Here is a 14301-nt window from a genome sequence, read left to right as displayed (position 1 = left end):
AGTGGAAGGCCTTGCGGGACGCCGCCAAGGCAGCCTGACGATGGCGGCACCCATCCTGGTGCTGACGATCGAGCGCGTGGCCGAACTCCTGGGCGAAGACCTCGACTGGCTGTGGGACGTGGCCGGCGAGATGGAGCCCGAGGACGGCTGCCTCTGGGTCCACGGCGCCGACGACCAGCAGACCATCGCGTTCACGCCGGACAGCCTGGATCGTCTCAAAGAGCTGGTCGAGCACTACAAGGCCACCCCGCACCAACTCCGCCGCTACGAAAGCCTCTGACCCGCGGTCCTCACCGGACGGGTACGGTAAAGCAACATCACCAGATCGATCATCGGGCCGAGTGGTTCGGCCTCGATCGCCTCAATGAGCGCGTCAAGTCGCCGGCCCTCGATCGCGGTCAGGATGCCTTCGGGGGTCGGTTTGCCCGGCAGGCCGAATCGCCGTGCACCCATGGCGATCTCGATATCCGCTGCGAAATCGTCATCGAGCGCGACAAAGTCATATTCGTCGTCCAGCCACAGATTGTACTTGAGATGGTACGAGAGCAGCGTAATCTCGTGTTGAATCGTCACCTTTGACCCGTAGAGCGACCGCAGCTCAAGATAGCTCAGGAAGCGTAAAGACCTCCGCAGCATCTCAGCCATCACATCGAGCGTGAACACGTCAATGACGAGCGGCGCCAGTACCGCCGGCGCCTCGCGCCGGGCCAGGAACTGCTCGGTCTGGAACGCCAGCGCGGGATAATGGTCGGCGACCAGACAGATCGGGAAGATCTGCGTCAACTCTCTTGGGACCTTCACGACCTGCCCCTCGGCGGTCGTAAAGCGCAGCGTCGGGTCGCGCAGCGCTTCCGCGCAATCCATGGCCTGGTCATAGGCGTCCTGCACCGCGGCCTTGAAGTCGCCCTTGAGCTGCAGGTCGTTCCCGCGCCGCGATTCCATCGTAAGCCGCTTCGACTTGGCCTGCAGCACGATCGCCCGATTGCCGAACGGCACCAGCACGTCGATCTCGCCGAGCCGATCGCCTTTGCCGCGGTCGATGTTCACGCCTTGATAGACATGTCCTGGGCCGAAGACCGCAGTCAACCGCTGTAGCGCGAATGCCTCGGTGTATTCGCCGCGATGTGTCAGCGCAGCCGTGACATAAGTCTTGTCCGCACCGAGCCAGTAAAAAGGGGATTCGTACAGCGCGTCGGCAAGAGCGTTGGAGTGGAAGAGCAGGAATCGCTCCTCGTCGACAGTGATGATTGGCGAGCCCGTCACCGCGTTGAAGTCGTGTAGCGCCTTGAAGCCGAGGTTCCGGTGGGCTTGCGGCAGGGCAAATGCCTGAACGCTCGCTAAGATCCGCTCCGGAGCGAACTCGAGTCGCGGCTCCAGCTCCGCAACGGTGAACATGAAGGCGGGCAGGAAGCGCGGTTCGCCGACGCCCTGCGGCTCCGCGTGAACGACGCCCGCCATCTTCTCAACCTGGAACTCGCCGATCGCCTTAGCGACGGCGATCATATCCATAATCGACGCCCCCTTCTTCGCGACCAGCCAAGCATCGTCGGCAGCATACTTCTCTGCGGCAAAGTCGCAGTTCTGGAATGAGAACGCAGCCTCGCCGCCATAGAAGATCGCCTCGCGCATCGCGTCGGCCGATTTCCAGGGATTGGGCGGGTCGCCGGCGATAGCCGCCTCTCGGAAGCCTTCGAACCACGGCCGGGTCATGCTGTGATGCAGTTCATCGAGCAGTGCCTCGGCGCGCGCGGCCAGTCTGGAAGCGTCCTCCGGTGGCGACGCGTCATAGTCGGGGTCGGCACGAACCATGAGACCGATCAACGTGAACATCTCGGTCCGGATCAGCCGTGAGCGCGAGTAGAGGTGCTGCATGTCCTCTGCGCGCATCTCATCGCGGTACCAGGTGAAATTGTCCCGTGCGCAGAAGTAGGCGATGACGTGGGCAAAACCTGTCGTCGCCGTTAGCTCAATTAACTCGTCGAAGATCTCCTGCTCGGGCCGTGGTGCTTCCATCGTCGATACTGGCTCTAACGCTTGCACTCACCGCGTCAGCATCGCGGCATCTCCCCGCAGGTGCGAATATGGCCGCAGCTACGCTTCCGACACGACCACCTTCACGCGACCTTCAGAATAAGGCTTTGCTGACGAACAGGCGAGTGTCGGCTTTCACGCATCTCTCTTCGCTGGCCGACAGGCAGCTATCGGCCAAAGCGCGACATTTGGAGCTTGGTTGGCGAGAGTCCCCTCCTGGCGCCTAGCGGCCGACCATGTCACCCAATGCAACACCCGTAACACCGCTCTTGCATCCCGCACCGTTTGTGTCATGCTGGCCGGCGTCGCCCCTCCCGCCCGCACGAGCCGCCGCATGTCGCGCTACTCCGCCCTCGCCCTGGTCAGGAACGCCTTCTCCGGGCACAAGGACTGGACGCCGGCCTGGCGCGATCCGGCGCCGAAGCAGCGCTACGACGTGGTCATCGTCGGCGGCGGCGGGCACGGCCTCGCGACCGCCTACTACCTCGCCAAGCTGCACGGCATCACCAATGTCGCGGTGCTGGAGAAGGGCTGGCTCGGCGGCGGCAACACCGGGCGCAACACGACGATCGTGCGCTCGAACTACCTGCTCGACGGCAACGCGCCCTTCTACGAGCACTCCCTGAAGCTCTGGGAGGGCCTGTCGGCCGACCTCAACTACAACGTCATGTTCTCCCAGCGCGGCGTGCTCAACCTCGCGCACTCGGACAGCCAGGTCGACGCCTACGCCCGGCGCGGCAACGCGATGCGGCTCAACGGCATCGATTCGGACCTGCTCGACCGCGAGGGCGTCCGCCGCTTCTGCCCGGAGCTGGCCTTCGACGACGCGCGCTTCCCGATCTACGGCGGCCTCTTGCAGCGGCGCGGCGGCACGGCGCGCCACGACGCCGTCGCCTGGGGCCTGGCGCGCGGCGCCGACTCCCTGGGCGTCGACCTGATCCAGAACTGCGAGGTCACCGGCATCCGGCGCGAGGGCGACAGGGTCGTCGGCGTCGAGACCAGCCGCGGCTTCATCGCCTGCGGCAAGCTGGGCCTGGCGGTCGCCGGCAACACCGGCCGGCTCGGCGCCATGGCGGGCCTGCGCCTGCCGATCGAGAGCCACGTGCTGCAGGCCTTCGTCTCCGAGGGCCTGAAGCCGCTGGTCGACCACGTGATCACCTTCGGCGCCGGCCACTTCTACATCAGCCAGTCGGACAAGGGCGGCCTGGTGTTCGGCGGCGACCTCGACGGCTACAACTCCTACGCCCAGCGCGGCAACCTGCCGGTCATCGAGGAGGTCGTCTCGATCGGCATCTCGATGATGCCCTGCATCTCGCGGACCCGCCTCCTGCGCCACTGGGGCGGCGTCATGGACATGACGATGGACGGCAGCCCGATCATCGGCAAGACGCCGCTGGCCAACCTCTACCTCAACGGCGGCTGGTGCTACGGCGGCTTCAAGGCGACGCCGGGCTCGGGCTGGGTCTTCGCCTGGACCATCGCCAACGACCGGCCGCACGAGCTGAACGCAAAGCTGGACCTGGACCGCTTCCGCGCCGGCCGGATGGTCGACGAGAGCGGCCACGGGCCGCAGCCGAACCTGCATTGAGGGGGTGGTCCGTGCCGCACCTCCGCTCCGCGATGAACCGCACCTCACCCTCCCACGGCCTGACGGCCGCGGGCCCCTCCCTCTCCCCTGAAGCGGAGAGGGGAAAAGGGGCGCCTCGTCTTTCCCTCTCCGCCCTGGGGAGAGGGAGGGGCCCACGCGCAGCGTGGGAGGGTGAGGTGCGGCACGGACGATGCCGTCCCGCCCCGACCTCGACGAGGGATCTCTGATGCTCCGCATCCCCTGCCCCTTCTGCGGGCCGCGCGACCACAGCGAGTTCAGCTACCTCGGCGACGCGACGGTGACGCGTCCCGAGGCCGAGGCGCCGCTGGACGAGTGGTTCGGCTACGTCTACCTGCGCGACAACCCGCGCGGCCGGCACCGGGAGCACTGGCACCACGCCCAGGGCTGCCGGCAGTGGCTGGTCGTCGAGCGCGACACCCTGACCCACGAGATCCTCGGCGCCCTGCCGGCCCGCGAGGGCTCCCCCGCCGCCGGGCCCGCCGCCGGAAAGGACGCCGCGGAATGAGCCAGCCCTTCCGCCTGCCGGCCGGCGGCGCGCTCGACCGCAGCCGCGAGCTCCGCTTCAGCTTCGACGGCAGGGACTACCGCGGCCATCCGGGCGACACCCTGGCCTCGGCGCTGCTGGCCAACGGGGTCAGGCTGCTCGGCCGCTCCTTCAAGTACCACCGGCCGCGCGGCCTGTTCTCGGCCGGGCCCGAGGAGCCGAACGCCCTGGTCGAGCTCCGGAGCGGCGCGCGGCGCGAGCCGAACACGCGGGCGACGGTCGCCGAGCTCTACGACGGCCTCGCGGCCGCCAGCCAGCACGCCTGGCCCTCGCTCAGGTGGGACGTGGGCGCGCTCAACGGCCTGGCCGCGCCCTTCATCCCGGCCGGCTTCTACTACAAGACCTTCATGGGCCCGACGCGGCGCGCCTGGATGGTCTACGAGCACTTCATCCGCAAGGCCGCCGGCCTGGGCCGCGCCGCCCGCGAGCCCGATCCCGACCGCTACGAGAAGCGCCACGGCTTCTGCGACCTGCTGGTCGTGGGATCCGGCCCGGCCGGCCTGGCGGCGGCGCTGGCGGCGGGCCGGGCGGGCGCCCGCGTGGTGCTGGCCGAGCAGGACTTCCGCCTGGGCGGCCAGCTGCTGTCCAACGGCGAGCGGGTCGGCGGCAAGTCCGGCCCCGACTGGGTCGCCGCCGTCGAGGCCGAGCTGGCCAGCCTGCCCAACGTCGAGATCCTGACCCGGACCAGCGCCTTCGGGCTCTACGACGGCAGGGTTGCCGGCCTGGTCGAGCGGGTCGCCGACCACAAGCCGGAGCCGGAGCACGGCGAGCCGCGCCAGCGCCTGCACCTGCTGCGCTGCGGCGAGATCGTGCTGGCCGCCGGCGCCATCGAGCGGCCGCTGGTCTTCGCCAACAACGACCTGCCCGGCGTCATGCTGGCCAGCGCCGCGCGGACCTATGCCCGGCGCTACGCCGCCAGGGCCGGCACCCGGGCCGTGCTGTTCGCCAGCCACGACGCCGCCTATGCCGAGCTGCCGGCGCTGCTGGAGGCCGACATCCAGGTCGCCGCGGTGATCGACCCGCGGCCGAACGGCTCGGCCAGCGTGCGCGAGCTGGCGCGCGACCTGGGCATCGAGGTGCGCAGCGGCCAGGCGGTCGCCCGCGCCCACGGCGGCCGCGCCCTGGTCGGCGTCGAGGCGGCCCCCTTCGAGGCCGGCACGGGCGCCGGCGGGCGCTGGACCGGCCCGGCCGACTTCATCTCCTGCGACCTGCTCTGCGTCGCCGGCGGCTGGACCCCGACCCTGCACCTGCACAGCCACAGCCAGGGCAAGACGGTCTGGGACCCGCGCCTGCTGACCTTCCGGCCGGGCGAGAACCCGCAGGGCCACCGCTCGGTCGGCGCCTGCAACGGCAGCTTCACGCTCTCGACCTGCCTGGCCGAGGGCTTCGCCGCCGGCGCCGCGGCGGCCGCGGCCTGCGGCTTCGAGGCGAGCGCCCCGGCGCTGCCGGCGACCGTGCCCGAGCCGGGCGCCGAGGCCGAGGCCGAGCCGCTGGCACTCTTCGCCTGCCCGAAGCCGGCGAGCCGCGGCGGCAAGGCCTTCGTCGACATCCAGGACGACGTCGCGGTCTCCGACATCGGTCTGGCCGAGCGCGAGGGCTACCGCTCGGTCGAGCACCTGAAGCGCTACACCACCCTCGGCATGGGCACCGACCAGGGCAAGACCGCCAACGTCAACGGCCTGGCCGTGATGGCCGAGCTGCGCGGCCTGACCGTGCCGGAGGTCGGCCACACCACCTTCCGCCCGCCCTACACGCCGGTCACGCTCGGCGCGCTGGGCGGCCGCGAGGTCGGCAGGGCCTTCCGGCCGGTGCGCCGCACGCCGCTGCACGACTGGCATCTCCGCAACGGCGCGGTGATGGTCGAGGCCGGGCTGTGGCTGCGCCCGCGCTACTACCCGAAGCCGGGCGAGGGGCTGTTCGAGGCGCAGAACCGCGAGGCGAAGCACGTGCGCCGCGCCGTCGGCCTGTCGGACGTCTCGACCCTCGGCAAGATCGACGTCCAGGGCCCCGACGCCGCCGCGTTCCTGGACCGGGTCTACTGCAACACCTTCTCCAGCCTGCCGGTCGGCAAGGCGCGCTACGGCCTGATGCTGCGCGAGGACGGCATCGTCCTCGACGACGGCACGACGACGCGGCTGTCGGAGACCCGCTTCTTCATGACCACGACGACGGCCGAGGCCGCCGCGGTCATGGCGCACCTGGAGTTCCTGCTGCAGGCGGTCTGGCCGGAGCTCAGGGTCAACGTCGCCTCCGTGACCGACCAGTGGGCCGGCATCGCGGTCGCCGGGCCGAGGAGCCGCAGGCTGCTGGAGAAGGCGGTCGAGGGCTGCCCGGTCGACGACGCCGCCCTGCCCTTCATGGGCGTCGCCGAGGGCCGGATCGCCGGCGTGCCGGTCAGGATCTTCCGCATCTCCTTCTCCGGCGAGCGGGCCTACGAGGTCAACGTCGCCGCCGACCACGGACCGCTGGTCTGGGAGGCGCTGATGGAGGCCGGCAAGGAGCTGGAGGTCATCCCCTACGGCCTGGAGGCCCTGGCGGTGCTGCGCATCGAGAAGGGCCACGTCGCCGGCCCGGAGATCGACGGCCGCACGACGCCGGAGGACCTGGGCCTGGGCCGCATGGTCTCGAAGAAGAAGGCCGACTTCGTCGGCCGGCGCCTGCTCGGCCGAGAGGGCTTCGACGACCCGGCGCGGCCGCGCCTGGTCGGCCTGGTGCCGACCGACGGCCGGACCAAGATCGCCGCCGGCTCGATCCTGGTCGGGCAGCGGGACCTGCACCCGCCGATCGAGAAGCTCGGCCACGTGACCTCGGTGACCTGGAGCGAGAACCTGGGCAAGCCGATCGCGCTCGCCTTCCTGTCGGGCGGGCGCGAGCGCCTGGGCCAGAAGCTCTACGCCGCCTATCCCCTGCGCAACCGCATCGTCGAGGTCGAGGTGACCCCGAGCTGCTTCATCGATCCCGAAGGAGAACGCCTGCGTGGTTGAGCGCGCTTCCGCCCTGGAGGGGCACGACAAGCCCGGCCGCTTCGGCGCCCCCGGCGGCGCCGGCGTCGTGCTGAGCGAGCGCCGCGGCCTGGCGCTGGCCCTGCTGAGCGGCTTCCCCGAGGACCGCGCGGCCGCCGAGGCCGCGGCCCAGGCGGCGCTCGGCCTCGCCCTGCCGGCCGCCGGCCGCTCGACCTGCAGCCAGGCGGCGGGCGGCGCGCGCGGCCAGATCCTCTGGCAGGGGCCGGAGCGCTGGCTGCTGATCGCGCCGGAAGGCTCGGGCCTGATCGCCGGGCTGGAGGCCGCGGTCGCCGGGCAGCCGGCCCTCGCGGTCACCGACCTCGGCCACGCCCGCACGGTGATCCGCCTCGAGGGCCCGGCGGCGCGCCGCCTGCTGATGAAGGAGTCGCCCGTCGACCTGTCGCCGGGCGCCTTCCCGGCCGGCTCGGTCGCCATGACCCGCTTCGGCCACCTGGCCGTGACCCTGCACGCCGTCGCCGAGGAGACGATCGAGGTCCTGGCCTTCCGCTCCTTCGGCCTGGCGCTCTTCGAGGAGCTCTGCGATCGCGCGACCGAGCTGGGCTACGAGGTTGCGGCGGGCTGAGAAACCTACCGCAGAACACCCAAAGGGCTTCATCCTGAGCCTGTCGAAGGGTGAAGCCCTTCCCCGCGGACGGAGCCCGTTTCGCTCCGCCCTTCGACAGGCTCAGGACGAAGCGAATGGGGGCAGGGAGCGAACCCCATGGACACGCTGATCCAGTCGATCGTCGAGCGGATGGAGGGCCTGACGCCGCAGCTCCGGCGCGCGGCGCGCTTCGTCGTCGACCACCCGGCCGAGGTCGCCATGGCCTCGATGCGCCAGGTCGCGGCCAAGGCCGAGGTCACGCCCAGCACCATGCTGCGGCTGGCCCAGGCGCTCGGCGAGCCGAGCTACGAGGCCTTCCGCGCCCAGTTCCAGCAGGCCGTGCGGGCCGGCGCCCGGGCCTATCCCGACCGCGCCCGCGGCCTGCAGCGGCTCGGCCACTCGGCGCGCGAGGCCGAGATCGCCGAGACCTTCCGGCGCGCGCTCGGCGAGAACCTGCGCCGCGCCTTCGACGACAACCCGCCGGAGGCCTTCGCCGCCGCCGCGGGCCTGCTCAGGAAGGCGCCGCGCAGCTTCTTCTTCGGCGTGCGCGGCTGCTACGGCATCGTGCACTACGCCTACCTGGTCGCGCGCATGGTGCTGCCCCAGGCCAGCCTGGTGACCGACACCGGCGGCGTCGCCGTCGACGACCTGGCCCTGGCCCGGCCCGGCGACTGCCTGCTGGTCGTGGGGCTCACGCCCTATGCCGAGGCGACCGTGCGCACCGCCGCCTTCGCGCGCGAGCAGGGCCTGTCGGTGATCGCGGTCACCGACAGCCGCGCCTCGCCGATCGCCCGCGGCGCCACGCAGCTGCTGCTCGCCGCGACCGAGAGCCCGCAGTTCTTCCCCTCGATGAGCGGCGCGCTGGCGACCCTCGAGGCCCTGCTCGGCTATCTGGTGGCCCAGGGCGGCCGCCCGCAGATCGCCCGGATCGAGGCGCACCAGCCCTTCCACAAGGCGCTCGGCACCTTCCACGAGGACGAGCGGGGCTGATGAGACAATTGTCGCACCTTTAGCGCCTCTGCTTCATTTGCGCTAAGCCGGCTTCGCTTTCCGTAAACCCTTTGCTAACCTCCCGGCTTCAGGCCGCGCTCCGCTACCCTGGACCCACCGGGAGCGTCGCGGCCAAGCGAACAGTGGAGGCAAGTGAATGAACAAGCTCATCCGCTCGGCGGTGCTCGGCACGACCGCCGCCCTGGCCCTGGCGCTGGTCGCGTCGGTCGCACCCGGGACGGCGACCGCGACGACGCTCAAGGAGGTCAAGGACAAGGGCACCCTGGTGGTCGGCGTCAAGGCCGACTACAAGCCCTACGGATTCCTCGATTCCGACGGCAAGATCGTCGGCATCGAGCCGACCCTCGCCGCCGACGTCGCCAAGAAGCTCGGCGTCAAGCTGGAGCTGGTGCCGGTCGTCTCCTCGAACCGCATGCAGTTCCTGGAGCAGGGCAAGATCGACCTGATGATCGCGACCATGACCGACACGCCCGAGCGCGAGAAGGTCGTCGAGATCGTCAAGCCGAACTACTACTCCTCGGGCACCAACGTCATGGCGCCCAAGAAGGCCAAGTTCAAAGAGTGGACCGACCTGAAGGGCGTGCCGGTCTGCGGCATCCAGGGCGCCTTCTACAACCGCAAGACCCAGGAGCAGTTCGGCGCCGACATCGTAGCCTTCAAGGGCACGGCCGAGGCGCTGACCGCCCTCAAGCAGGGCCGCTGCGTCGCCTTCGTCTACGACGACTCCTTCCTGATCTCGAAGCTCGGCGACCCCGAGTGGGCCGACTACGACATGCCGCTCAAGACGATCGACGACGCGCCCTGGGGCCTCGCCGTCGCCAAGGGCGCCGACAAGTTCGCCGCCTTCATGAGCGACATGATCAAGGACTGGCACAAGACCGGCCGGATCCTCGAGCTCGAGACGAAGTACGGCGTCAAGAACACCCCCTTCGCCCTGGAGATGCACGAGAAGTACAAGGGCAGCTGAGCTGACCTTCGAGGGCTGAGACGGCGCCGGCCGCGCCCCGGTCCCCAGGGATCGGGGCGCGGGTCGGCGCAGCCCTTTGCGGCGAGGCGATCGGGGAGGCCGTCGAGATGGACTGGAGCTGGGCTTTCGACTGGGCGCGCGGGCTCTATCACGCGACCGGCATCAACCTGACCTTCGTCTACGATTCCTTCGACCGCGACCGCCTGGCGCGCGGCTTCATGAACACCGTCTACCTGTCGCTGATCTGCCTCGCCCTGTCGATGGTCATCGGCGTGGTCGGCGCCTGGCTGCAGGGCTCGAAGCTGGTCTGGACCCGGCGCATCGTGCAGGGCTACATCCAGTTCTTCCGCAACACCCCGCCGCTGGTCCAGCTCTACTTCTTCTTCTTCGCGATCGGCAGCCTGATGCCGACCCACGAGAACCGCTTCGGCTTCCAGGAGCCGATGCTCGACAACTTCACCTGGGCGGTGATCTCCCTCTCCTTCTTCGCCGGCGCCTTCAACGTCGAGATCTTCCGCTCGGGCATCGAGGCGGTGCCGGCCTCGACGATCGAGGCCGCCGAGGCGCTCGGCTACAACCGCCTGCAGACCTACCGCTACGTCGTGCTGCCGCTGGCCTTCCGGGTCTGCCTGCCGGCGCTCAACAACAACCTGGTCAACCTGGTCAAGACGACGACCCTGGCCTACGCGATCGCGGTGCCGGAGATGCTCTACATGGCCAACCAGATCTGGTCGGACTCGGTCAACGTGCCCGAGACCATGACCTTCCTGCTGTTCGCCTACGTCTTCCTGGTCGGCCTCCTGGTCTGGGCGATGCATTCCTGGGAGCGGGCGCTGCGCATGCCGGGGTACGGGCGTTGAGCCGGCGGCCCCGGAACCGCCCGCCCGTCGACCTCGCCGGCACGACCGACCTGCCGGTGCTGCTTCCGGCCGCCGACAGCCTGGCGCGCCGGGCCGCGCGCGAGCGCGAGCTGGGCGCCGCGCTGCCGCGCCTCGACTGGCGCCACGGCCTGGTGCTGCTGGCCGTCCTGCTGGTCTCCGCCGGCGTCGCCCAGGCCCAGGCCGGCGCCGGCCGGGAGCCGGTCCTCGAGGTGCTGCTGCGGTGGATGCCGGTGCTGCTGCGCGGCTTCCTCTTCAACATCGTCATCTCGTTCCTGGCCATGGCGGTCGGCACGCTGATCGGCACCTGGCTCGGCCTGATGCAGATCTCGCTGCTGCCGCCGGTGCGCGTCGGCTCCTGGTTCGTCACGCAGTTCTTCCGCAACGCGCCCTGGCTGGTGCTGCTGTTCTACTGCATGTTCCTGCTGCCCTTCGAGTTCCGCATCGGCGGCCTCGTCATCCCCTTCCCGGACTGGATCAAGGCGACGATCGGCCTGTCGCTGCCGGTGCTGGCCAACGTCTCTGAGATCGTGCGCGGCGCCGTCAACTCGATCCCCTCGGGCCAGTGGGAGGCCTCCGAATCGCTCGCCTTCAACCGGCGCCAGATCCTCTGGATGATCATCCTGCCGCAGTGCGTGAAGCGCATGCTGCCGCCCTGGATGAACCTCTACGCGATCCTGACCATGGCGACGGTGCTGGCCTCGATCGTCGGCGTCTCGGAGATGATGACCCAGGCCGGCCGCGTGCTGGCCGCCGAGGACCGCCCGGACCTGCTGATCCCGATCTACAGCTTCGTGCTGCTCTGCTTCTTCGTCTACTGCTACCCGATCGCCCGCTGGACCGTCGCCCTGGAGCGGCGCTTCCAGGTGAAGCTGTAATGCCCGAAGGCGGGCCTCCGGCCCGCCCGGCCGCCCACGTCAGTATCCCGGAAGGGGGGGCCGGGTGGGGGAGCGGGCCGGAGCCGAGACATCAAGGAGAGACACCCATGGCCTGGACTCCCGACCAACCGCTGGTGTCCTGCAAGGACGTCCACAAGTCCTTCGGCGCGGTCGAGGTGCTGAAGGGCGTCTCGCTGGACGTCGCGCAGGGCGAGACGATCTGCATCATCGGCCCGTCCGGTTCCGGCAAGTCGACGCTGCTGCGCTGCATCAACGCCCTGGTGCCGATCGACCGCGGCTCGATCACCGTCGAGGGCCAGGAGGTGCACGACCCGAAGCTCGACAAGCTGGCGCTGCGCCGGAAGGTCGGCATGGTCTTCCAGCAGTACAATCTCTTCCCCCACAAGAGCGCCCTGCAGAACGTCATGATGGCGCCGGTGACGGTGCTGAAACAGGACCGGAAGGAGGTCGAGGAGCGCGCCTACCGCCTGCTCAAGAAGGTCCGCCTGTCGGGCAAGGAGCAGGCCTATCCGGGCGAGCTCAGCGGCGGCCAGCAGCAGCGCGTCGCGATCGCCCGCTCGCTGGCCATGAACCCGGACGTCATGCTGTTCGACGAGGTCACCGCCGCGCTCGACCCGGAGACGGTCAAGGAGGTGCTGGTGACGATCCGCGAGCTGGCCGAGGAGGGCATGACCTGCCTGCTGGTGACCCACGAGATGGGCTTCGCCCGCGAGGTCGCCGACCAGATCTACTTCACCGACCGCGGCGTCATCGTCGAGCAGGGCTCGCCGAAGGAGTTCTTCGCAAATGCGAAAGACCCGCGGACCCAGGAATTCCTCAGCCAGATCCTCTGAACGGCCTGCTGGCCGTCCGGCGACCGCAGCCGGAGCCTTCCTATAATATACTGATTATCTAAGATTATTTCTGACGAGCGGCAGATTCGACTCGCCGATTCGCGCTGCCACGGAACCGCAGCTGTGACGTTTCGTCACTAGTTCGGTCAGTAACACTGACCTATCTTTTTGTTGCGCCGCAGCATAGCGCGAGCGCCAAGAGTTTAGGGCGGAACACCCTCCACGCCATGAGAGCCACGGAGGTCCAGGCCATGACGAACGAGTTCAACGAGATCGACGAGCGCTTCCGCGCCCTGTCCTACGACGAACTGATGACCCTGGTAGAGCGCGGCCGCCGCATGCGGTCCCGTGCCATGCACGACTACATGGTCAGCCTCGGCGGCCTGCTGCGCCGCTCCCTCGAGCGCCGCGACCGTTCGGAAGACCGCCAGCCGCTGAAGGCCAAGCACGCCTGACGGCAGCCGCCCTCCGGGGCGGCATCGCGACCGGGCCCCGTCCGCGCGGCGGGGCGCCGGGCCCCTCGCGGCCCGGCCGCGGCGCCCCGGTGGGCCTGCCCCGACGAAGGGGATCCCCCCGCGATGATCTACACCCTCGTCCTGCTGGTCTGCGTCGCCGGCTCCTCGGCGCCCTGCCAGGTCCACGAAGAGCAGGCCAACGACCTGTCGGCCAGCCCCAGCACGGCCTTCGTCCAGGCCCAGACGCTGGTCGCGCAGTGGCTGGAGAGCCATCCCGGCTACGAGATCCAGGACTGGCGCCTCAAGCCCGGCAAGGGCGCCTGAGGCCAGGAGCGCCTGAGGCCTGGCCGCCTCAGGGCCAGCCGGCCGGCATCGGCCCGCCGGGCCGGCAGGCGAAGAGCGCCAGGATCTCGAAGCCGATCTGCGCCGCCGCCAGGGCGGTGATCTCGCCGCTGTCGTAGGCCGGCGCCACCTCGACGATGTCGGCGCCGGCCAGGTCGAGCCCGCGCAATCCCTTCAGGATCGCCAGCGCCTGGGCGGTCGCGAGGCCGCCGACGACCGGCGTGCCGGTGCCCGGCGCGAAGGCCGGATCCAGCCCGTCGATGTCGAAGGTCAGGTAGACCTTGCGGCCGGCCAGCAGCTCGCGCGCCCGCGCGACGACGGCGGCCGGCCCGTTGGCGTGCACCCAGGGCGCGTCGAGGATCGGGATGCCCAGGGTATCGGGATTGTGGGTGCGCAGGCCGACCTGCAGGGAATGCTCGACGTCGATCAGCCCCTCGCGCGCGGCGTGCCAGAACATCGTGCCGTGGTTGATGTCGCTGCCGTCCGGACTGCCAGCCCAGGTGTCGGAATGGGCGTCGAAGTGCAGCAGCGACAGCGGGCCATGGCGCCTGGCGTGGGCCTTGAGCAGCGGCCAGGTGACGAAGTGGTCGCCGCCCAGGGTCAGCAGCGTGCAGCCGGCCCCGATCAGGCGGTCGGCATGGGCCTCGATCTCGGCCGGCACCCCGGCCGGGTGGAAGGGGTCGAAGACGCAGTCGCCGAGGTCGGCGATGGCCAGCACCTCGCGCGGATCGAAGTCCCAGCCGTAGGGCCGCTCCCAGGCCATGATCGAGGAGGCGGCGCGGATGCCGCGCGGCCCGAAGCGGGTCCCCGGCCGGTTGGTCGTCGCCGTGTCGAGCGGCACGCCGGTGACCGCGACCTCGACCCCGGTCGGGTCGCTGCGGTAGCGGCAGCGCAGGAACGACAACGCCCCGGCGTAGGTCGCCTCCGGTTCCCAGCCCTTGAGCCCGCCGGGCTGCAGCGCGTGATCGCCCTTCGCCTCGCTCACGATCTCCCCTCCCCTTCGCCAGCCCGAGACGCCGCGATCATAGCCGCGCCCGAGCTCTCAGGAAAATTGGGGATGTTTACGATCCGTGCTCTGTTAGATTGGGCCTCTCGGTGCCAACGGGAAAGACGGCCTCCACGAAGG

14 protein-coding genes are annotated in these 14301 nt (G+C 70.0%); 12 read left to right on the top strand and 2 right to left on the bottom strand.

The annotated features are described in order from the left end of the window. The coding region (locus tag B9O00_RS30390) for a hypothetical protein (protein ID WP_235017234.1) at nt 1-280 on the top strand (280 nt) is incomplete at its 5' end. On the opposite strand, the gene B9O00_RS30385 is transcribed toward B9O00_RS30390, so the two are convergent. Continuing rightward, a complete protein-coding gene (locus B9O00_RS30385; protein WP_085126918.1) occupies nt 265-2013 on the bottom strand; it encodes an NERD domain-containing protein in 1749 nt (582 codons plus the stop codon). The two genes, B9O00_RS30390 and B9O00_RS30385, sit on opposite strands and share 16 nt — an antisense overlap. A 352-nt stretch (nt 2014-2365) precedes the next feature. Here B9O00_RS30385 and B9O00_RS30380 point away from each other — a divergent pair, with 352 nt between their 5' ends. The 11 genes from B9O00_RS30380 (at nt 2366) to B9O00_RS30330 (ending at nt 13157) form a co-directional block, all read left to right on the top strand. After that, nucleotides 2366-3619 carry a sarcosine oxidase subunit beta family protein gene (locus tag B9O00_RS30380; RefSeq protein WP_085126916.1) on the top strand — a complete coding sequence of 418 codons (1254 nt, stop codon included), beginning with the start codon at nt 2366-2368 and terminating at the stop codon, nt 3617-3619. Nucleotides 3620-3845: 226 nt separating this feature from the next. Then, nucleotides 3846-4145, top strand: a complete 300-nt coding sequence (locus B9O00_RS30375) for a sarcosine oxidase subunit delta (protein ID WP_085126914.1) — start codon at nt 3846-3848, stop codon at nt 4143-4145. Further along, a complete protein-coding gene (locus B9O00_RS30370) occupies nt 4142-7168 on the top strand; it encodes a sarcosine oxidase subunit alpha family protein (RefSeq protein WP_085126912.1) in 3027 nt (1008 codons plus the stop codon). Before B9O00_RS30375 ends, B9O00_RS30370 begins: the two co-directional genes overlap by 4 nt. Next, entirely contained in the window at nt 7161-7769 is a 609-nt protein-coding gene (locus B9O00_RS30365) for a sarcosine oxidase subunit gamma (protein WP_085126910.1), read from the top strand. The genes B9O00_RS30370 and B9O00_RS30365 overlap by 8 nt, the downstream gene beginning before the upstream one ends. Before the next feature lie 138 nt (nt 7770-7907). Beyond that, a complete protein-coding gene (locus B9O00_RS30360) occupies nt 7908-8780 on the top strand; it encodes a MurR/RpiR family transcriptional regulator (protein WP_085126908.1) in 873 nt (290 codons plus the stop codon). Between the two features lie 157 nt (nt 8781-8937). Next, the gene (locus B9O00_RS30355; RefSeq protein ID WP_085126906.1) at nt 8938-9768 is read left to right on the top strand and encodes a transporter substrate-binding domain-containing protein; all 831 of its coding nucleotides are present in this window, start codon (nt 8938-8940) and stop codon (nt 9766-9768) included. A gap of 107 nt (nt 9769-9875) precedes the next feature. Then, nucleotides 9876-10628: an amino acid ABC transporter permease gene (locus B9O00_RS30350; protein ID WP_085126904.1), complete on the top strand. Its 753-nt coding sequence runs from the start codon at nt 9876-9878 to the stop codon at nt 10626-10628. Further along, nucleotides 10625-11524 (top strand): amino acid ABC transporter permease, encoded by a 900-nt coding sequence (locus tag B9O00_RS30345; RefSeq protein WP_235017233.1) that lies wholly within the window; start codon nt 10625-10627, stop codon nt 11522-11524. The genes B9O00_RS30350 and B9O00_RS30345 overlap by 4 nt, the downstream gene beginning before the upstream one ends. Before the next feature lie 107 nt (nt 11525-11631). Further along, nucleotides 11632-12378, top strand: a complete 747-nt coding sequence (locus B9O00_RS30340) for an amino acid ABC transporter ATP-binding protein (RefSeq protein ID WP_085126902.1) — start codon at nt 11632-11634, stop codon at nt 12376-12378. A 251-nt stretch (nt 12379-12629) separates the two neighbouring features. Continuing rightward, entirely contained in the window at nt 12630-12833 is a 204-nt protein-coding gene (locus B9O00_RS30335; RefSeq protein WP_085126900.1) for a hypothetical protein, read from the top strand. 123 nt (nt 12834-12956) lie between these two features. Next, nucleotides 12957-13157: a hypothetical protein gene (locus B9O00_RS30330; protein ID WP_085126898.1), complete on the top strand. Its 201-nt coding sequence runs from the start codon at nt 12957-12959 to the stop codon at nt 13155-13157. A gap of 28 nt (nt 13158-13185) precedes the next feature. Here B9O00_RS30330 and speB read toward each other — a convergent pair whose 3' ends face one another. Next, entirely contained in the window at nt 13186-14160 is a 975-nt protein-coding gene (gene speB / locus B9O00_RS30325; RefSeq protein WP_235017232.1) for an agmatinase, read from the bottom strand. Between the last annotated feature and the right edge of the window lie 141 nt (nt 14161-14301).

The organism is Tistlia consotensis USBA 355 (assembly GCF_900177295.1).
Lineage (GTDB): Bacteria > Pseudomonadota > Alphaproteobacteria > Kiloniellales > DSM-21159 > Tistlia > Tistlia consotensis.
The sequence above is the reverse complement of the archived record's forward strand: the minus strand, read 5'-3'. Positions and strand labels throughout refer to the sequence as shown.